This window comes from Flavobacterium sp., from assembly GCF_039595935.1.
GTDB lineage: Bacteria > Bacteroidota > Bacteroidia > Flavobacteriales > Flavobacteriaceae > Flavobacterium.
This window is the reverse complement of sequence record NZ_JBCNKR010000006.1, coordinates 2695315-2713084: the sequence shown is the minus strand read 5'-3', so window position 1 is coordinate 2713084 and position 17770 is coordinate 2695315. Positions and strand designations below refer to the sequence as shown.

The following is a 17770-nucleotide window of genomic DNA, read 5'->3' as shown; positions in this document are numbered from 1 at the left end:
ATTCTGAATCTGAAATAGCTATAAAAAACAATATTCTTTAAATAGAATTTCTTGTTTTAAATTAGAAAAAATCAAATTTTAATGAACAATACACATTATGATTTCCTGGCTAATGGCGGTGAAATGGGACTGCTGACGCGCACCAAAGATTGGAGCAAAACTCCTGTAGGTGCTGTCGAAACATGGCCGCAGAGTCTTCGTACTACGCTTGGAATTCTTTTAAACTCAAAATTCCCAATGTTTTTATTTTGGGGACCTGAACATATTTGTTTTTACAACGATGCTTATCGTCCGAGTTTAGGAAACGACGGAAAACATCCTGATATACTAGGACAAAAAGGTGCTGAATACTGGTCGGAAATCTGGGGATTTATAAGTCCGCTTATCGATCAGGTTTTAACAAAAGGCGAATCTACCTGGCATGAAGATTTACTGCTGCCGATTTACAGAAACGGAAAAATGGAAGATGTTTACTGGACTTTCAGCTATAGTCCCGTAATAAATGATGACGGACACATTGCCGGAGTTCTCGTAATTTGCAACGAAACGACCGATAAAGTAAATATTCGAAAAAATCTGGAAGAAAGTAACAAACGCTACCGGGATAATATTTTGCAGGCACCCGTCGCCATGAGCATTTTTAGAGGAAAAGATTTTGTGGTTGAAATTGCCAATGAACCCATGTGTGAACTTTGGGAACGTAAAGAACTGGATGTGTTGAATATTCCTATTTTTACCTCAATTCCTGAAGCGGCCGGACAAGGTTTAGAAGATATTCTTTTAAATGTTTATACGACTGGACAGCGATTTACAGCAAATGAACTTCCGGTAAAACTTACCAGAAATGGTAAAATCGTGGATACTTTTATTAATGTCGTTTATGAAGCTCTAAAAGAACCTGATGGAACGATATCCGGAATTTTGGCCATTGCAAACGATGTTACGCTTCAGGTTACGGCAAGAAACATACTGCATGAAAGCGAAAAAAGTTTTAAAAATATTATACGGCAGGTACCCCTTGGCATTGCAGTTTTAAAAGGCGCTGATCTGGTCGTTGAAATGGTTAATGAAACTTACTTGCAAATTATAGACAAAACCGAAGAAGAAACCCTTAACAAATCGGTTTTTGAATCTATACCCGAAAGTAAAGAAACCGTTCAGCCGTTGCTTTCTCAGGTTTATGAAAATGGAATTCCTTTTTCTTCAAATGAGCTTCGGGTGACATTAAACCGTTATGGCAGAAAAGAAGACTGCTATTTTAATTTGGTTTTTCATCCTTTAAGAGAAGAAAACAATGAGGTTTCAGGTGTAATTGTTGTGGGGTATGAAGTGACAGAATCTGTAAAAGCAAAACATTATTTGTCTGAAAGTGAAAATGCATTCAGAAGTCTCGTTATGCAGTCGCCAATTGCCATGACTATTTTTAAGGGCAAAGATTATATTATCGAATTGGCCAATACAGCCATGCTTAATGAAATTTGGCAGAAAAATCCAAACGAAACAATTGGCAAACCAGCTTTTGAGGTATTTCCGGAGCTTTTAAATCAAAAATATCCTGAGTTATTAGGTAAAGTGCTGATCGAAGGCAAAATAATACGGGAAAACGAATCTATTGCCTTTATCAACATAAAAGGAAAACTGCAGAAGTTTTATCTTGATTATCAATATACGCCTCTGCATGAAAAAACAGGTGAAATTTCATCTGTAATGATTACCGTTAACGATGTTACAGAAAAGGTTGAAGCCCGGAAAAAAGTAGAGGAAGCTGAAGAAAGAGCTCGTTTAGCCTCTGAAATTGCAGAAATTGTAACCTGGGATTTGAATGTTCAGACTCAGGAATTAATCTATTCTGATAATCTACCGAAGCTTTTTGGACTTCCTGAAAATGTAAAAATTTCACGTCCGCAAGTTTTAGAACGAATTTATACCGAAGATCTTCCTGCTATCGATAAAGCTTATCAAACGGCTTTAAAAACCAATATTTACAAATACGAAGCCCGTGTTCTTAAACCTGATAATACAACATCCTGGATACGGGTACATGGCAAAATATTTTTTGATGAATTAAAAAATCCGATAAAAATGCTGGGAACTGTAATGGATGTTACGGATGAAAAAAGCAATCAGGAAGTTTTAATGAAAAGCGAACAGAAATTCAGGCTCCTTGCCGATTCTATGCCGCAATTTGTCTGGACAAGTGATGCGATTGGTAATTTGAATTACTTTAATCAGTCATTGTATGATTTTACCGGACTTACCAAAGATGATGTAGAAACAAACGGATGGCTTCAGGTTATTCATCCTGATGATCGCGAAGAAAATATTAATCGCTGGATGGAAGCCATAAAAACCGGAAATGAGTTTTTATTTGAACACCGTTTCAGGCATCATGACGGAAAATACCGCTGGCAATTCAGCCGTGCGACTCCTCAAAAAGATATTGAAGGAAAAATTCAAATGTGGGTAGGTACAAGCTCTGATATTCAGAACCAAAGAGATTTTACAGACTTACTCGAAAAACAAGTTCATGACCGAACTGAGGAACTGGAATTAAAGAATCGGGATCTGATCAACATGAACATAGAACTTCAGTCTTTTGCCTATATTTCGAGTCATGATTTACAAGAACCGCTTCGTAAAATTCAGACTTTTTCAAGTCGTTTGGGCGAGTTAGATGATGAAAGTATTTCGGCAAAAGCCAAAACTTATTTAGAGCGAATTGAGTTCTCAGCCAAAAGAATGCAAACGCTTATACAAGATCTTCTCACCTATTCGAGAACAAATTCTGCCGAAAGAATTTTTGTTAAAACGAATTTAGATGAAATTGTAGAAGAGGTAATCATGGATTTTTCTGACCGAATTGAAGAAAAAAATGCCGTGATTGACCTTCATCCCTTAGGAGAAGGAACTGTAATGCCGTTTCAGTTCAGACAGTTACTGCATAATTTGATTGGAAATGCCTTAAAATTTTCCCGCAAAGATGTGCCGCCGCAAATACAAATCAAAGCCCACAGAATTATTGGAAATAAACTGAATTTTAAAGTTGATTTTCCTGATAAGATTTATTTCTGCCTGAGAATTTCAGACAACGGAATTGGTTTTGATGATGATTATAAAGAACGCATTTTTGAGGTATTTCAGAGATTAAATACTGAAAGTGAATACTCCGGAACCGGAATTGGACTGGCAATCGTAAAAAAGATTGTCGAAAACCACAAAGGAATTATAAAAGCACACAGCGAAAAAGGCCAGGGAGCTACTTTTAAAGTTTTCGTGCCTGAATTATAAAAGAAAACCAGACTTATTTTGAATAAATCTGGTTTTCTTTTTTTTTGTCGAAATGATGTGTTATAATTTATAAACAAAAGTCTTTCTGTCTGGCACAAACTCTTTCCAGTTTATAGTAAGAGAATGTTCTATTGATTTGATAATGTCCTTCATCAATACAGGCTTAGTAATAAAATAATTAGCCCCTAAAGCAAGACATTTTTCAATAATACTGGGTTCGTTTGAAGTTGAAAAAATAATCACAGGAATATCACTGTTTCCCTTTGAACCTTTGAGTTCGGTTAAAACATCAAACCCGTTTTTACCCGGCATATTCAAATCCAAAAAGATTACATTAGGTGTAGGAGGCGGATTGTAAATAGCATTTAAAAGCTTTTCTCCCCCCGAATAGGTCTGCAGTGTAATATCTTTTGACAATGAATCTACAGCATCTGTAAATATGCTCAAATCGTCTTCGTCATCATCTGTGTAGAAGATCGTCCATTTTTTCATATAAAATTAAGTGAGTCTTGTTTCTCCAAAGATAGTATATTTTAAGTAATTAATAATAAATTACTTAAAAAATACATACAAAACTCCTTAATTGAAATATAATAATTTAAAAATATAATTCTGTAAGTCATTCTATTACAAAAATCTCAATTTTGCTATATAGCGATTCTTATCTTAATCGCTTTAAATCAAAACATTAACATTAAAAATATAGCACCATGGGAGATCATAAAGACCTTACAGAGAATTTAGCTGCCGATAAAATCAAAGAATTAGCAGAAAATATAAAAACATGCATGTTTTGCACTTACAACAGCGACAGACTGCAATCAAGACCAATGTCGGTTCAAAAAGTAGACGATTTAGGACGCCTTTGGTTTTTGTCTGACCGCAACAGTAGTCAGAATGCGGAAATTACTCTAAATCCGCAAGTTGAATTATTCTTTTCTGAACCTCACGATAAATTCCTTACCCTTCACGGAACGGCCACTATTTCGTACGACAGAGAAACAATCAAAGAACTTTACGACCCGATTGTAAAAGTTTGGATGCCGGGCGGCGAAGATGACCCGAACCTCAGCGTTATTACTGTAACTCCTGAAGATGGATATTACTGGAACAATAAACACGGTAAAATGGTAGCAATTGCAAAAATGACTGCAGCCTTTGTAACCGGAAAAGTTATGGATGATGGTATTGAAGGCAATTTGAAATTGTAATTTTGTTTAAACCGCAAAGTTCGCAAAGGTTTACGCCAGGTTCGCAAAGTAAAATTACTTTTGCGTGCTTTGCGATTTTCTCTTTGCGAACTTTGCGGTTAAAAATATAGTAGTTAAAATTAAACTAACCTCTTCAACTCCAAGGCATTCAAAATTCCGGCTTCACTAGCGGTATTATTAAAATATATAAATCCTGATTTTGAATGAGTTTCATCTCTTATATTAAGTAATTCTTGAAGTGAATAACTTGAATAAAACAACTTCGGAACTCCGTGCAGACGAATGTAAATCAGAGGAAATTCTTTAAAAATAGTCTGTGGTAAATCAGGATGACTTACACTGCAAAACGTGATATCGTTTTCCAGAAATGCATCCCAAACTTCTTGATTCCACCAGCTTACGTGGCGAAACTCAATTACATTCTTGAATTTTAAGTCTAAATTCCTGATTATTTGCTCTAATCTTTCTGAAGTAAAATTATAGCTTGGCGGAAACTGAAATAATACACACGCCAGTTTTTCTTTTAAACCATTTTTACATACATCATAAAATTCTGCAAGCCGATTTTCACAATCAAAAAATTGCTTGATATGCGTAATTTCTTTTGGCGCTTTTACTGAAAAAAGAAAATCTTCAGGCACTTTATCATACCAGTTTGTTAAGGTTTTAAGTGTCGGAAACCTATAAAAGCTTCCGTTGAACTCATACGTTCTAAAATGCTGGTAATAAAACTCAAACCACTTCGAGTATGCCAGATTGTCAGGGTAAAAAATTCCCTTCCAATAGCGATTATTGTAACTTGAACAGCCTATTAAAATTTCATTTTTCATATATAAAGCTTCTGGCAGTTAGTACAGAAAAAACTTCGACGGTTTTTCTTCCCTGTCGGTTTTTTAATTAGTGGTAAATTGCATCTTTTGCATTCTTTTTGAGAATAAGCAAGCCAGTGTTTTTTGAGTTCAAATTTCTTTTTCCAATACAAAAATTCAAAACTGTAAATCGAACATTCGGCTATAATTTCGTCTATTTTTTCAGGCGGAATTTTTCCAACTAAAGATTCCGGATGAACAAAACATCGGTACAAAACTTCATTTTTTATAATATTCCCTACTCCTGCAAATATATTTTGCTCTAAAACCGCATCACAAATCATGTCATTCGGAATTTTATCTAAACTTTGTTTTGCTTTTTTCGGATTCCAGTTTTCATTTAAAACATCTTCACTCCAGTTGTAATATTGATTTATCGGTCCTTCTAAAACCTTTACAGAACAAGTATAAAAATTAATTTCACCATTTGAAAATCCTAAATGCAACCTTGGTGCACTTTCCTTTTTTTCATTTATTCTGTAAGTTCCAAACATCATCATGTGAATTTTAATCGTGAAATCTTCAAAACAAATTAAAAAGTGTTTTCCCCAGGTTTTAAAGGATAAAATCTTTTTATTTCTCAAACGTTCTTTATCGATAGCAGTATTTCCTGAAACTTCGATTACTTCTTTTCCGGTAAACTGATCTGCTTCTTCTTTCAAAATCAATATAGATGGACCTTCGGGCATAATTTTGGTTTTAAATTTTTAATGAAAAAAGTGCAGTTTTTGAGGCTGCACTTTTGATAGTGTGAGAATATTTGTTATTCTTCCATTTCTATTTCTGCAGCTTCAAGATTTACAGCACTTACAGCAACTTCTGTAAGTAACTTATCTGCTCCTTTTTCTTCATCAAGCGTTTGTTCTAAAAGAGTTACCGCTTCATCGTAGCCCAAAGTTTCTGCAAATTGTCTTAAAGTACCGTAAGTTGCAATTTCATAATGTTCGATTTTTTGGCTTGCTGCAATAATTCCAGCATCACGAACTACACCAATTTCAGTTTCTTCAAGAATTCCTTTTCCTTCTTCAATTAAACCCTCCATTGCATCGCATTTTTTAGCTGTTGCTTTTTTCCCTATTAGTTCGAAAACTTTTTCTAAACGTGTTACATGCTCTTCTGTTTCGACCAAATGGCTATTTATCGCTTTGATTAGTTCATCTGAAGTTGCGTTTTTAGCCATTGTAGGAAGTGCTTTTGTTAAAGCTTTCTCTGCCCAGTATAAATCTTTCAGGCTTTCTTCAAATAATTCTGTTAATCCTGCAGCTGCATTAGATTTTGGTTTTGTAACTCCTCTTTTTACCGTTTGTTTCGGTGTGGTTTCTTTCTTACTATCAGTAGTTTTCATGGTAATAATTTTTAATGATTAATATTTCATAAAATTACCCTGTTGATAATGTGTTAGCTTATAAAATTCTACAATTAAATTTCATTATAAACACCTGTTAATTATAGAATTACATAAAAAAATTCTATAAGAAAACCTTTCATTTTCAAGACTAGCTTTGTAGATATAAAATTTTTAAAAATAAAACGTCATGAATACTACAGATAAAAAAAACAGCACTTTTCCTAAAGATCCGGCAAGCCCGAATGCTTCAGAAAGAAACACGGTTATGAACGAGGAACTTTATGATTTAAATACGAGAGAGACTCAAAACACCAGCGCAGAAGACGCAGAACGCGGTTATACGGTTCGAAATGGCCATAACCCTAACAAACCTAATCCGGATGAGAGATCGGGCGTTTACGACGACGATTTGGATGATTTAGATGACGATTTCCACAAAGACAGAGATCTCGAAGATAACAACGATGATATTTATGAAGTTGTTTTAGAAGAAGATGATGCGCTTGACAGCGACGAAGAAGAGGAAGATGAAGACTTAGACGAAGATGAATACATCGAAGAAGACTTAGACGAGGATTTGGAAAATGATGAATTTGACAACCCGTCTGATACTTTTGAAAATGATTTTAGTGAAACAGAAGAAGATCTGGAAGAAATCGATGATGAAGAAGACGAAGAGGATGAAAACAATGATTATGTTGAAGACGATGTCCAGGAAGATGATGATTATACTGAAGAAGACAAAAGAAGATTGTAAATCTTTGTTTTTGAAGAAAAAAAAATACCGTTAAGAAAATATACTTAACGGTATTTTTTTTGTGTTTTAGTCTCCTATTTTTTCTAACACCGGAATGTCATCCATTTTTTGTAAACGTTCTGCTAAGCCTTTTTTTGCTTCGTCTAATTCCTCTTTGGCTTTACTTAATTCTTTGTACCACTCCTCTTTTCCATCGGTTAGATTTTCTATTTTTCTCATAATTTCAAAAATTTCACCTTCCGCTTCCATCACCTTCAGGCGTTTATAGTACGTCAGGGTTTCGGTCATGTGCGCCAATGCAATCATTGCTGTTAAAAAAGGATGATTGTTCGTCACGTTTACATCTCTTATTTTCCCGTGTTCGAGTTCTACTTTTAAAGCAAAAGCAAATTCTTCCATATTAAAATCGGCATGTTTGCTCTCAGGATTCAAATAGGCTTTAATAGCTTCAACATTGTTCATTGTAGACAAATCTACTTCTGTATGTTTTTCGTCGAGCAAATCTTTATAAACAACATCTGCTATGGCTCTGGCTTCGGCAATAGTTGGGTCGTTTTCAGGATTTTCAAAATCACGTGTCGACCAGTCCCAGTCTTTTGGATATACAGGTTTGATGTATTTTTCGCAAAAATCTGTTACATCGTTTTTTAAACTTACCATTTCGTCTCGTCGTTTGATATAAACATCCTGATAAGCTCCACTTTTAGTTCCCATAATATTCTGTTTTTAAAAATAAACGACACATATACCGTAATAAATGTGTCGTTTGGTTTTGTAATTATTTTACTGAATTCCAGCGTTAAACACTTCTTCTTCCGCTTATAAGCGAAATAATAAATAACACTAAGAATATGAAAAATAAAATTTTTGCTATACTAGCGGCTCCAGCGGCAATTCCACCAAAACCAAATATTCCTGCAATAATTGCCAGAATAATAAATATGACTGTCCAACGTAACATAATAATTGATTTTTAGTTAATACTGATTTGTTTATTTAAACTTCATGCTTTTAAAGAGATGCATTAACTCGTTTTCTTTATAATAAACTTACTTGATAGTTTTCTATTAATTCTGCGAAGGCACTTTCAGTTCGTGAAAAATACTTTTTATTGCTTCGGCTTTTTTTTACTTTATCAAAATACTGCCCGATCGATCCGTCTTCATAAGTCGAAACCAAAAGCGGATGAACGTAATAATTTTTGCAGACATTTCTGGTGTTTCCGAGTGCTTCGGCCGTGGCATCATAAGCCAGAACAATATTTTTTTTGATTTCTTTTTCGTCTGATGTTACACCAAGTTCCATCAGATTTTCAAAGAATATAATTGAGGCGGCCCAGGTTCTGAAATCTTTGGCACTGAAATATTCGCCCGAAATGTTGTGCAGATATTCATTAACCATATGACTATCTAAAACCTTTCTTTCGCCGTTTTTATCGTAATATTTAAATACTTCCCAACCCGGAATTTCCTCGCAGCGGCTTACCAGTTTTATCAATTGTTTGTTTCTGGTTGTAATCGTGTGCTGTTTTCCTTTTTTTCCGATGAATTCAAAACGAAGTGAATTTTTATTGATATTGATGTGTCTTTTTCGCAAAGTCGACAAACCGTATGATTTATTGTCTTTGGCGTATTTTTCATTTCCAATTCGGATATGAGTTTCTTCCATTAGCCTGATCACAAGCGCAGTGACTTTTTCTTTCGACCATTCTTTTTGTTCCAAATCAATATCAACCTGTTTTCGTATAGAGGGAAGCTTTTGTCCGAATTCTGCAATTTTATAAAACTTGGTTTGATTGCGGATTAAATTCCATTTTGGATGATATCTATATTGTTTTCTGTTTTTGACATCTAAACCAACTGCCTGCAAATGCCCGTTTGATAAATCGCTGATTTTTACATTTACCCACGCCGGCGGTAAAACCAAACTGTTGAAACGTTTTATTTCACTTTTTTGCTTTATACAGCGTCCGTTTTTTTTATAAATAAAACCATCTTCTCCCTGGCATCTTTCAATTGGTAAATTCTGATTGTTGACATAAACCAATTCCAGTTTTTCTAACACCAAATGAGGCGTTTTAATCAACTGTGTCATTAGTTTTTGAGTTCTGGCGGTATTCATGGTCGTTCATTAATTTTATACAGCAGATTGCACAGATCCAAAAAGATTTCTCTCTAACATTTTTATTCATCAAACTAAACTAGATGAATCTGTGCAGCCTGCGGCTTTAATTAGTTCTTAAAGATTTTATCAAACTCTTTTTATTCATATAAGAGCGTCCCGGAACACCCACTTTTTTAGCTTGTTCGTAGAGTTCTCCTTTTGTCCATTCTTCATAAGGCTTTGATTTTCCGCCTTTTTCTCCTGCATCAGGTGTATTGGCAATACGAGCAGATTTTTCTTTACTGTATCCCTTTTTAACTAAAGCCTGATATTGTTCTTCGTTTTTAATTCGTGGATTTGGCATGATTGATTTTTTAAGTTTTACATTCCGAAATCTTATACTTCAAAATTCATCAAAAAGAAAGATTTTTCTGTTATAGAATTTTTGTTAGAAATTTCATAGTTATGGGTTTTGTTAATTGTTTAATGGTTGATGTTGATGGTTGATGGTTGATGGTAAGTTGCATTCAACAAAAAATCCCATTCGCACAGCGAATGGGATTTTATATTTTATCAAATATCTAAAGTGCCGCTAGGCACATAATATCGGTAGCCTTAATAGGTATGAATTACGGAGGCGTGCCGTAGGTACGCAACAAACATACTATTGTGTACCTACGGCACACTGGATCTATATCTAATTTATTTTTTCTACCGATATTTTGTGCCTCACGGCACGTATTTTTAAATCTTCAATCAAAACTCATAACTCATAACTCAAAACTCATCATTTGAATCATTTATACCTTTCTAATTTTCTCTCTGCAGATGTGCAGACGATACGGAAGATAAAAGGTTCCGCTAATCACACTTTACCTTTTTATAATCATTTGTTTTCTCATCATATTGCAAACAAGTCTGTTTTATCAAAATCATTTTATTGTTTACTACCTTATACTCACCTGTCATGATACTTGTGCCGGCACAACACTGATTATGCTCGTAAATTCGTTTGGTTTTGCTGTCAAACTCTAAAGAAGTACCGGTAAAATCGCTTTCAAAATATTTTCCAGTTTTAGGATTGTAAAGAAAATAGATTCGTGATGTATTTGGGCCTGCATAACTTGATTCAAAAACAGAGAATTCTTCGATTCCGTCAAAATTGTAGTCGCCAACATTTATATTATATAAACCCCAAAGCTGGCATTGGATATCAATTTTCTGAATTAGCCGATCTGTTTTCTTTTCAATAATTTTAATACCCGATACATGCGCTTCAATACTTTCTTTGTTTTTAGTTATAATAAGTTTGAAGTATTTATCTTTTAAAGAAACGGGCTGCAGAATTTCTTTGTCAGTCCATTCAGAAATGTCTGCATTATCAATTTCAAATGCTTTAAACAAACTGATTTTAAGTTCTTTTCCTGAGTTTAAGTCTTTCCAAATTCCGTTTAACTCGTTCGATTTTGCATCATAATTCTGAAAAGTCAAACTTGCGTTTTCTTTTTCATTTTTGTCTTTTTCAATAAAAACCAAAGTATTCCCTTTTTGTTCAGCGCTTAAAACAATAGGAGTATCAAAATTGGTGTAAGAATAAATTGCGGTGCCAGTTCCGTCTGAATAAAGATTGGTTACCAATTCTATAGGATATTTATCTATAAAACCTGTATAGGTGATTTGTGCTGATAAAAAACTAGTTATCAATAGAAATAGTAAGATGATTTTTTGTTTCATTATGTTAATTGGTTCGGGAAAGTTTTTTATGAATTAGAAATAGTCAAATTTCCAAATTTAACTCCAGCTCATATTGATATATACTTTATTTCCTTTTATTTTTACCCGGCCTCCATAAGATTCGAGATCCTTTGGATGAATTTCATATGTCTTAGTTCCGTCTTTTATTTCTATTTCAGCCTCTTTAAATCCTTTACTTTTTAAAACCCAATTTTTAATTTCAGCTTCAGAACTCGTAAACTCAATAATGAATTGTCTGGTAAAAATACTTCCTCGTTTTTCGATATGAGTAATATCGGCATCTTTAGGAAGCTTATCTAATTTTCCCCAGCTCAAGGCAGCCTCAATCGCCTCTTCTCTATCCCAAGGCATAACAAATGATGAAAAATAATTTAGGTAAATAAACGAAACTCCTAAAAAGAATAAGACCAAAAATATCTTGAGTATTCTCATATAAATAAAGATTTTATTATTTAGACAAACCAATATCTTCAATAGTATCTTGCGGCAAAGGTTTTGTTTTTAATAACTTAAATGCAATTTTGAAAATAAAGTAAATTATAATACCAAATATTATAGTCATAATTAAAATTCCAAAAAGAAACCCAATTCCTTCATAAGTCGATTTTGCTAATTCTTGAACACTCTGTAACAATGCTTTTAGTATAGCTGCAATCATACTAAGCGATAATAATGCTCCTGTTATAATTAGGAAAATGCCAAGGATTTTTTTTAATGTTGTCATAAATGTAATTTGCTATTTCTTATCCGGCTAAAATACAATAGTTGGAATCAAACTTAATGCAAAAACTTACTTTTTATTCTGTTTCAATCTTTGTAAAAGCAATTATCATTACAAGTTTACCATTAAATTCAAATCAAATAATAAGTATTTATACTCGTTTTTATCCATGCATCCAAATCATATAACAATCTCCAAAAATCCTGTAAGACATTCTTACAACTTACTGAATAATTTTACACTATAACATTCAAACTATAAAATCATGAAAAAGATACTATTAGCCAGTAAAGCAATTTTAGGAGCCGCTATCATTATTATTTTCTTGAATTCATGTAAAAATGAAGTCAAACAAGAAGATCCTAAAGAAGCTGCGGAAGATGCCAATGAAGCAAAATTTGATTCTATCGACAGTAAAGAAGATGACTCTGAATTTTTAGTCGATCAGGCTGAAATTAACCTGGCTGAAATCGAAATTGGTAAACTGGCTCAGCAAAAAGGAACAACTGATGATGTGAAAAAATTTGGTAAAATGCTTGTTGATGAGCATACTAAATCGGCATCTGAAGTAAGTGCCTTAGCAAAAGCGAAAAACTTTACACTGCCAACTTCTCTAACCGAAGATGGTCAGGAAGAATATAATGAACTGAACAAAAAAACAGGTCTTGATTTTGATAAAAAATTCGCAGATATGATGATCGATGGTCACGAAAAAGCAATTGACAAACTTCAAAAAGCATCAAAAGATGCTCATGACGAAGATGTTAAACTTTGGGCATCAAATAATATTGCAGGTTTAACAGCACATTTAGAACACGCTAAAATGCTGAAACAAAATCTGGACAAAAAGTAAAATAAATTTAATTGGTTATTATTTATTTTTAAGACGCTAAGATCCTGAGATTCTAAGGCTCTAAGTAAATTCTTTGAATGACTTACGTCTAAGAACCTCAAATCTTTGCTAAAAAAACCCCTCAAGAGTTGAATTGCTTGAGGGGTTTTACTTTTAAGGGACAAAGGGGCTGAGTACAAAGGGACAAAGGTTTTTCTTATTGGAACAGAATATTGTGCGTGGAGACGCACTGCGTTGCGTCTTTACATTTTCAATCATAAAATCTTTTTCCCCTTTAATTAGAAACCTTTGTCCCTTTGTCTCTTTGCAACTTTGAACCTATTTTAAAGACGCCATATCAATCACAAAACGATATTTGATATCTCCTTTTAATAATCTTTCATAAGCGTTGTTTACATCATTTACTCCGATTAATTCGATATCGGCAGTAATGTTGTGTTCTGCGCAAAAGTCAAGCATTTCCTGAGTTTCTGCAATTCCGCCAATAGCTGAACCTGCGAAACTTCTTCTGCCTAAAATAAGACTAAATGAAGTTACAGGAAGTGGATCCATTGGCGCACCAACTAAAGTTAGCGTTCCGTCTACTTTTAATAAATTTAAGTACGAATCTATGCTGTGCTCTGCAGAAACGCAATCGAGAATAAAATTCAGACTTTTTGCATGTTTTGCCATTTGCTCCGCATCTGTAGATAAAACTACTTCATCTGCTCCTAAACGTTTTGCATCTTCTGTTTTGGATAAATTAGTTGTAAATACCACAACATGAGCTCCCATAGCTTTTGCCAATTTGATTCCCATGTGGCCTAAACCTCCAATACCAACAATTCCAACTTTTTGACCAGGACCAACTTTCCAGTGTTTTAATGGAGAATAGGTTGTAATTCCGGCGCAAAGCAGCGGTGCAACTCCGGCAAGATCTAATTTATCTGAAATATGCAGTACGTACTTTTCATCGACTACAATACTTTGAGAATATCCGCCAAAAGTTTGTATGCCGCCTAAATGTTTGTCAGGAGAGTTGAAAGTTAAAATACTTCCTTCGTCGCAATATTGTTCTAAATCATTTTTACAATTTTCGCACTCTCTGCAAGAATCAACCATACAGCCTACTCCAGCCAGTTCTCCAACTTTGAAATTTTTAACATGATCGCCAACTTTTACTATTCGTCCCACAATTTCGTGTCCCGGAACAATTGGATAAATAGTTCCGTGCCATTCATTTCTGGCAGAATGTAAATCAGAGTGACAGATACCGCAGTATAAAATTTCAATTTCTACGTCATGAGCCAGTACGGCGCGGCGTTGAATGTCTAATGTTTTTAAAGGGGCATCGGCAGCCTCGGTTCCAAAGGCTTTTATGTTTTTTGTTTCCATAAATTATAGTTTTTTGTTTATTTTATTTTCAAGGTACAAAGGTGCAGAGTTACAAAGTTGCAAAGGTTTCTTTGTCTTGATTTTTATGGAATCTAAATCGTAGAGTTTACACTTCGGTAGTATTCTTCATCACTTACGCTGTCAAGCCAGATGCCGTGGCCTTTGTCTATTTCGGTAATAATAGTGATGTACGAAAATTTACTAAACGGAGCGGCTCCATACCAATGCTCAATTCCGGGTAAAATCGTAACTACTTCATCTTTATGAAGCATGCGAACAGCACTTCCTTTTTCCTGATAATAACCAATTCCATCTTTTGCAATCAGCATTTGCAGACTTGCATTGATGTGCCAGTTGCTTCTTGCACAAGGCTCAAAAGTAACTTCCTTGGTTACAGTATTTTCAGGGTGAATACTGCTGGTTTGTTTTTTGTAGGAAACGTCACCCGTCATAAATGTATTCGGGACTTTTCCTTCTTCGATAACGGCTGAATAATTTGTCGACATAAATTTAGTTATTTTTTTGAGATTGTTCTTACCTGAAACCACACAAATACAATGTAACAATATCAGTATCAGAAAACTAAATCAGAAAAGCTAGAATCCGCTTTATGAAGTAATTTATTTAGCTCCTTAAAAACTGAAAAGACATATACTGTAATTTCAAAGGCAAAATTAGGCTAACAACGCTTTCAAAAAATAACAATATTCAAACAAAAAATTATGAAAATGAAACAATTTTACATTCGTAACGATTTCGGAACCGTTCCTGTAAGTCTTTTAAAATAATTATTAAAATAACTCGGATACTCAAATCCCAGCGAATATCCAATATCCGAAATACTCCAATCTGTATGATGCAGCAATGCTTTTGCTTCATTAATAATCCTTTCCGTAATATGCGCCGTTGTTGGCTTTCCTGTAACTTCTTTTACCGAACGATTTAAATGATTGACGTGCACGGCAAGACTTTGCGCATAATCCTGAGGTGTTTTTAATGCCAAAGGCTCATTTTTGGTTTCTATAGGGAATTGTCTTTCTAATAATTCTAAAAATAAAGAGGTAATTCTGGCAGAAGCATTTTTATGTTTAAAGAAATTTTCAGACGGCTGCATTTTCATCGATTCATGAATAATAAGATTGACGTAACTGCGCATCAAATCATCTTTAAAAACATAATCGGTTTCATATTCTTTGATCATTTTTTGAAATAATGAATCTATAAAAACCTTTTGTTCAGCATTTAAAGAAAATATTGGTGTTCCTCCTATTTTAAACAAAGGCGATTCGTGAAGTGTTTCTGAACGGTCTTTTGCTTTCAGAAATTCTTCTGTAAAAACACAAGCATAACCTTCATATCCTTCAGAAATAGTTTCCCATGAATAAGGAATAATCGGATTACCGAAAAATAAAATCGTGCCGTCGGTTTCTATACCGCGGTCAGCATATTGTATGATACTTTTACTTGTATTGATACAGATTTTGTAAAAATCCCTGCGACTGTAAACTGGAATTTTACTTAAATCCCCATTTATTTGATACACTTTAAAACCTTTCAGCTTTAAATCTGAAGTAAAATCGCAATTCTGAGTTTCTGTTTGATTATTCATTTTGCAAAGTTATGAAAATCAAATATTATTTTAGTTTTTTTGTTTCAGGTTTCAGGTTTTTATGAGGTTAATCTTTATCAAAGTTTAAAACTTTGACGAAGATGTTGAAACTTTAAACCTGAAACCTGAAACAAATAAATCAAACAAAAAACTTTTTATCTTTGTTTACATGAAGGATTTACTGCCCGTTATAGATTATATTTCAAGATATGTTGATTTGACAGATGATGAAAAAAAGCATCTGGCTTCTTTTTTCAAAATTACCAAAGTAAAGAAAAGACAATTTATTGTACAGCCCGGCTTTGTTTGCAAACATAAAAGTTATGTTGTAAAAGGCGCTTTCAGAGGTTATTTGGTTGATAATGAAGGAAAAGAACATACTTTATCATTTGCGATTGAAGATTGGTGGATTTCTGACTATAGCAGTTTAATTTATCAGGAACCTGCTACTCTATTTGTTGAAGCGCTGGAACATTCGGTTTTGATTCAAATTGAATATGAAGATGAACAGAGATTTCTGCAGGAGATTCCTAAACTTGAAAAATTCGAACGCATTATAACGCAGCGCGCACTTGCATTTCAACAAAAAAGACTTTTATCCAATTTCACCAAAACTGCCGAAGAACGTTATGATGAATTTATAAGCAAATATGACGCAATCGCAAAACGCGTTCCTCAATATGCTTTGGCTTCTTATCTTGGTTTTAGTACGGAATATTTAAGTAAAATCCGCAACCGAAAAACCTCAAAAAGTTAAACCAGTTCAACCAAATTTCCTAAACCAGTTCATTTTTATTTTTCTTGTTCTGTCCCAGATTTGCATTGTCAATAAGGACAAATAATTTCAATTTAATAAAAATGAAAAACACAATTTTAATTACCGCTTTTTCTATTCTTTTTGCTGCATGCGACAGCGAAAAAAAATCGGCAGCAAATCCGGTTTCTCTTCAAAGTAAATATACCATAACAGATATTGGACTTTATCCTGAAGGAATTGATTACGATTCTAAAAACGAAAAGTTTTTATTTAGTTCCTTGCGCAAAGGAGCAATTTATGAGATGAATCCAAAAGGCGAAACAACCGTTTTTGCCACAAGCAGTAAACTGGTTTTACCAACAGGAGTTTATACAGATGAAACCAGAAACCGATTAATTGTTGCGAATGCCGATTTGGGAATTTCGCAAAAAAGCACCAACGGAAGCGCCGGAACGATTGCAACAATCAGTATTTTTAATCTTACTTCGGGCGCATTGATTAAAGAAATTGATTTGAAACATTTTACGCCAAATTCCGGATCGTGCCTAAATGATATTGCGGTTGATAATGACGGAAATATTTATGTAACCGATTCGTTTTCTCCAAATATTTATAAAATTGACACGAGTTTTAATGCTTCATTATTTGTTACGAATACTTTATTTCAGCCTGCGCCAAATTTGTTTGGCTTAAACGGAATTGTTTTTCATCCTGATGGTTATCTATTAGCCGTAAAAACGGATAATTCTAAATTGTTTAAAATTTCGATTGCCAATCCTTCTATAATTACTGAAGTTACCGGAACAACTTTCAGCGCACCTGACGGAATAGAATTGGACAAAAACAATAATCTGGTTGTGGTTGAAAACGGATTGGCTTTAGGAAAAACCTATACTTTTTCGAGTAATAATAATTGGAAAAGTGCTTCACAAATTAGCGAAACTAATATTGGAAAAGATGATTTCCCTACAACGGCAGCTTTAGCTTCTGATGGAAATGTTTATGTAATCAGTTCTAAATTGGGGAAATTATTGGGTGGAGATAAAACGCAGTCTTCTTATGATATTCAGAGAATAAAATAATTTTGATGATGCTGAATAAACCCGACAGGTTTTAAAAACCTGT

General features: G+C 33.9%; 20 protein-coding genes. 6 read left to right on the top strand and 14 right to left on the bottom strand.

Annotated elements, in window-relative coordinates; genetic code table 11:
• Window positions 1-81: 81 nt before the first annotated feature.
• A complete protein-coding gene (locus tag ABDW27_RS21520) occupies window positions 82-3288 on the top strand; it encodes a PAS domain-containing protein (protein ID WP_343697776.1) in 3207 nt (1068 codons plus the stop codon).
• 60 nt (window positions 3289-3348) lie between these two features.
• Here ABDW27_RS21520 and ABDW27_RS21515 read toward each other — a convergent pair whose 3' ends face one another.
• Complete coding sequence (locus ABDW27_RS21515) at window positions 3349-3780, bottom strand: response regulator (RefSeq protein ID WP_343697775.1); 432 nt, start codon at window positions 3778-3780, stop codon at window positions 3349-3351.
• A gap of 218 nt (window positions 3781-3998) precedes the next feature.
• On the opposite strand from ABDW27_RS21515, the gene ABDW27_RS21510 reads away from it, so the two are divergent.
• On the top strand, window positions 3999-4499 hold the full coding sequence (locus tag ABDW27_RS21510) for a pyridoxamine 5'-phosphate oxidase family protein (protein ID WP_343697774.1): 501 nt from the start codon (window positions 3999-4001) through the stop codon (window positions 4497-4499).
• Window positions 4500-4618: 119 nt separating this feature from the next.
• On the opposite strand, the gene ABDW27_RS21505 is transcribed toward ABDW27_RS21510, so the two are convergent.
• The 3 genes from ABDW27_RS21505 to ABDW27_RS21495 form a co-directional block, all read right to left on the bottom strand.
• Window positions 4619-5329 (bottom strand): DUF72 domain-containing protein, encoded by a 711-nt coding sequence (locus ABDW27_RS21505; protein ID WP_343697773.1) that lies wholly within the window; start codon window positions 5327-5329, stop codon window positions 4619-4621.
• Entirely contained in the window at window positions 5326-6057 is a 732-nt protein-coding gene (locus ABDW27_RS21500) for a DNA-formamidopyrimidine glycosylase family protein (RefSeq protein ID WP_343697772.1), read from the bottom strand. Before ABDW27_RS21500 ends, ABDW27_RS21505 begins: the two co-directional genes overlap by 4 nt.
• A 74-nt stretch (window positions 6058-6131) precedes the next feature.
• Window positions 6132-6713, bottom strand: a complete 582-nt coding sequence (locus ABDW27_RS21495) for a ferritin-like domain-containing protein (protein WP_343697771.1) — start codon at window positions 6711-6713, stop codon at window positions 6132-6134.
• A 190-nt stretch (window positions 6714-6903) separates the two neighbouring features.
• Here ABDW27_RS21495 and ABDW27_RS21490 point away from each other — a divergent pair, with 190 nt between their 5' ends.
• On the top strand, window positions 6904-7473 hold the full coding sequence (locus ABDW27_RS21490; RefSeq protein ID WP_343697770.1) for a hypothetical protein: 570 nt from the start codon (window positions 6904-6906) through the stop codon (window positions 7471-7473).
• A 66-nt stretch (window positions 7474-7539) separates the two neighbouring features.
• Here ABDW27_RS21490 and ABDW27_RS21485 read toward each other — a convergent pair whose 3' ends face one another.
• From ABDW27_RS21485 to ABDW27_RS21455, 7 genes are all read right to left on the bottom strand, one after another.
• Entirely contained in the window at window positions 7540-8187 is a 648-nt protein-coding gene (locus tag ABDW27_RS21485; RefSeq protein ID WP_343697769.1) for a DUF5661 family protein, read from the bottom strand.
• A gap of 85 nt (window positions 8188-8272) precedes the next feature.
• Window positions 8273-8434: a DUF1328 family protein gene (locus ABDW27_RS21480; protein ID WP_035644678.1), complete on the bottom strand. Its 162-nt coding sequence runs from the start codon at window positions 8432-8434 to the stop codon at window positions 8273-8275.
• A gap of 77 nt (window positions 8435-8511) precedes the next feature.
• Complete coding sequence (locus tag ABDW27_RS21475; protein WP_343697768.1) at window positions 8512-9594, bottom strand: DNA topoisomerase IB; 1083 nt, start codon at window positions 9592-9594, stop codon at window positions 8512-8514.
• A gap of 106 nt (window positions 9595-9700) precedes the next feature.
• Entirely contained in the window at window positions 9701-9940 is a 240-nt protein-coding gene (locus ABDW27_RS21470; RefSeq protein WP_343697767.1) for a Rho termination factor, read from the bottom strand.
• A 497-nt stretch (window positions 9941-10437) separates the two neighbouring features.
• Complete coding sequence (locus tag ABDW27_RS21465) at window positions 10438-11310, bottom strand: hypothetical protein (RefSeq protein WP_343697766.1); 873 nt, start codon at window positions 11308-11310, stop codon at window positions 10438-10440.
• A gap of 57 nt (window positions 11311-11367) precedes the next feature.
• On the bottom strand, window positions 11368-11763 hold the full coding sequence (locus ABDW27_RS21460) for a hypothetical protein (protein WP_343697765.1): 396 nt from the start codon (window positions 11761-11763) through the stop codon (window positions 11368-11370).
• 16 nt (window positions 11764-11779) lie between these two features.
• On the bottom strand, window positions 11780-12055 hold the full coding sequence (locus tag ABDW27_RS21455; protein WP_343697764.1) for a hypothetical protein: 276 nt from the start codon (window positions 12053-12055) through the stop codon (window positions 11780-11782).
• 262 nt (window positions 12056-12317) lie between these two features.
• On the opposite strand from ABDW27_RS21455, the gene ABDW27_RS21450 reads away from it, so the two are divergent.
• Entirely contained in the window at window positions 12318-12905 is a 588-nt protein-coding gene (locus ABDW27_RS21450; protein WP_343697763.1) for a DUF4142 domain-containing protein, read from the top strand.
• Window positions 12906-13223: 318 nt separating this feature from the next.
• Here ABDW27_RS21450 and ABDW27_RS21445 read toward each other — a convergent pair whose 3' ends face one another.
• The 3 genes from ABDW27_RS21445 to ABDW27_RS21435 all read right to left on the bottom strand — a co-directional run bounded on the left by ABDW27_RS21445 (window position 13224) and on the right by ABDW27_RS21435 (window position 15888).
• Window positions 13224-14279: an NAD(P)-dependent alcohol dehydrogenase gene (locus tag ABDW27_RS21445; protein ID WP_343697762.1), complete on the bottom strand. Its 1056-nt coding sequence runs from the start codon at window positions 14277-14279 to the stop codon at window positions 13224-13226.
• A 92-nt stretch (window positions 14280-14371) separates the two neighbouring features.
• Window positions 14372-14785 carry a cupin domain-containing protein gene (locus ABDW27_RS21440; RefSeq protein ID WP_343697761.1) on the bottom strand — a complete coding sequence of 138 codons (414 nt, stop codon included), beginning with the start codon at window positions 14783-14785 and terminating at the stop codon, window positions 14372-14374.
• Between the two features lie 233 nt (window positions 14786-15018).
• Window positions 15019-15888 (bottom strand): helix-turn-helix domain-containing protein, encoded by an 870-nt coding sequence (locus ABDW27_RS21435; protein WP_343697760.1) that lies wholly within the window; start codon window positions 15886-15888, stop codon window positions 15019-15021.
• Window positions 15889-16057: 169 nt separating this feature from the next.
• Here ABDW27_RS21435 and ABDW27_RS21430 point away from each other — a divergent pair, with 169 nt between their 5' ends.
• A complete protein-coding gene (locus ABDW27_RS21430; RefSeq protein WP_343697759.1) occupies window positions 16058-16645 on the top strand; it encodes a Crp/Fnr family transcriptional regulator in 588 nt (195 codons plus the stop codon).
• A 101-nt stretch (window positions 16646-16746) separates the two neighbouring features.
• Complete coding sequence (locus ABDW27_RS21425) at window positions 16747-17727, top strand: L-dopachrome tautomerase-related protein (protein ID WP_343697758.1); 981 nt, start codon at window positions 16747-16749, stop codon at window positions 17725-17727.
• The last annotated feature ends 43 nt before the right edge of the window (window positions 17728-17770 follow it).

Bases quoted from the DNA above. Each gene is read 5' to 3' on its own strand.
- ABDW27_RS21475 (WP_343697768.1), bottom strand. From the start codon at position 9,594: ATGAATACCGCCAGAACTCAAAAACTAATGACACAGTTGATTAAAACG.
- ABDW27_RS21455 (WP_343697764.1), bottom strand. From the start codon at position 12,055: ATGACAACATTAAAAAAAATCCTTGGCATTTTCCTAATTATAACAGGA.
- ABDW27_RS21480 (WP_035644678.1), bottom strand. From the start codon at position 8,434: ATGTTACGTTGGACAGTCATATTTATTATTCTGGCAATTATTGCAGGA.
- ABDW27_RS21440 (WP_343697761.1), bottom strand. From the start codon at position 14,785: ATGTCGACAAATTATTCAGCCGTTATCGAAGAAGGAAAAGTCCCGAAT.
- ABDW27_RS21485 (WP_343697769.1), bottom strand. From the start codon at position 8,187: ATGGGAACTAAAAGTGGAGCTTATCAGGATGTTTATATCAAACGACGA.
- ABDW27_RS21435 (WP_343697760.1), bottom strand. From the start codon at position 15,888: ATGAATAATCAAACAGAAACTCAGAATTGCGATTTTACTTCAGATTTA.
- ABDW27_RS21520 (WP_343697776.1), top strand. From the start codon at position 82: ATGAACAATACACATTATGATTTCCTGGCTAATGGCGGTGAAATGGGA.
- ABDW27_RS21505 (WP_343697773.1), bottom strand. From the start codon at position 5,329: ATGAAAAATGAAATTTTAATAGGCTGTTCAAGTTACAATAATCGCTAT.
- ABDW27_RS21465 (WP_343697766.1), bottom strand. From the start codon at position 11,310: ATGAAACAAAAAATCATCTTACTATTTCTATTGATAACTAGTTTTTTA.
- ABDW27_RS21445 (WP_343697762.1), bottom strand. From the start codon at position 14,279: ATGGAAACAAAAAACATAAAAGCCTTTGGAACCGAGGCTGCCGATGCC.
- ABDW27_RS21515 (WP_343697775.1), bottom strand. From the start codon at position 3,780: ATGAAAAAATGGACGATCTTCTACACAGATGATGACGAAGACGATTTG.
- ABDW27_RS21460 (WP_343697765.1), bottom strand. From the start codon at position 11,763: ATGAGAATACTCAAGATATTTTTGGTCTTATTCTTTTTAGGAGTTTCG.
- ABDW27_RS21470 (WP_343697767.1), bottom strand. From the start codon at position 9,940: ATGCCAAATCCACGAATTAAAAACGAAGAACAATATCAGGCTTTAGTT.
- ABDW27_RS21510 (WP_343697774.1), top strand. From the start codon at position 3,999: ATGGGAGATCATAAAGACCTTACAGAGAATTTAGCTGCCGATAAAATC.
- ABDW27_RS21495 (WP_343697771.1), bottom strand. From the start codon at position 6,713: ATGAAAACTACTGATAGTAAGAAAGAAACCACACCGAAACAAACGGTA.
- ABDW27_RS21450 (WP_343697763.1), top strand. From the start codon at position 12,318: ATGAAAAAGATACTATTAGCCAGTAAAGCAATTTTAGGAGCCGCTATC.
- ABDW27_RS21425 (WP_343697758.1), top strand. From the start codon at position 16,747: ATGAAAAACACAATTTTAATTACCGCTTTTTCTATTCTTTTTGCTGCA.
- ABDW27_RS21490 (WP_343697770.1), top strand. From the start codon at position 6,904: ATGAATACTACAGATAAAAAAAACAGCACTTTTCCTAAAGATCCGGCA.
- ABDW27_RS21430 (WP_343697759.1), top strand. From the start codon at position 16,058: ATGAAGGATTTACTGCCCGTTATAGATTATATTTCAAGATATGTTGAT.
- ABDW27_RS21500 (WP_343697772.1), bottom strand. From the start codon at position 6,057: ATGCCCGAAGGTCCATCTATATTGATTTTGAAAGAAGAAGCAGATCAG.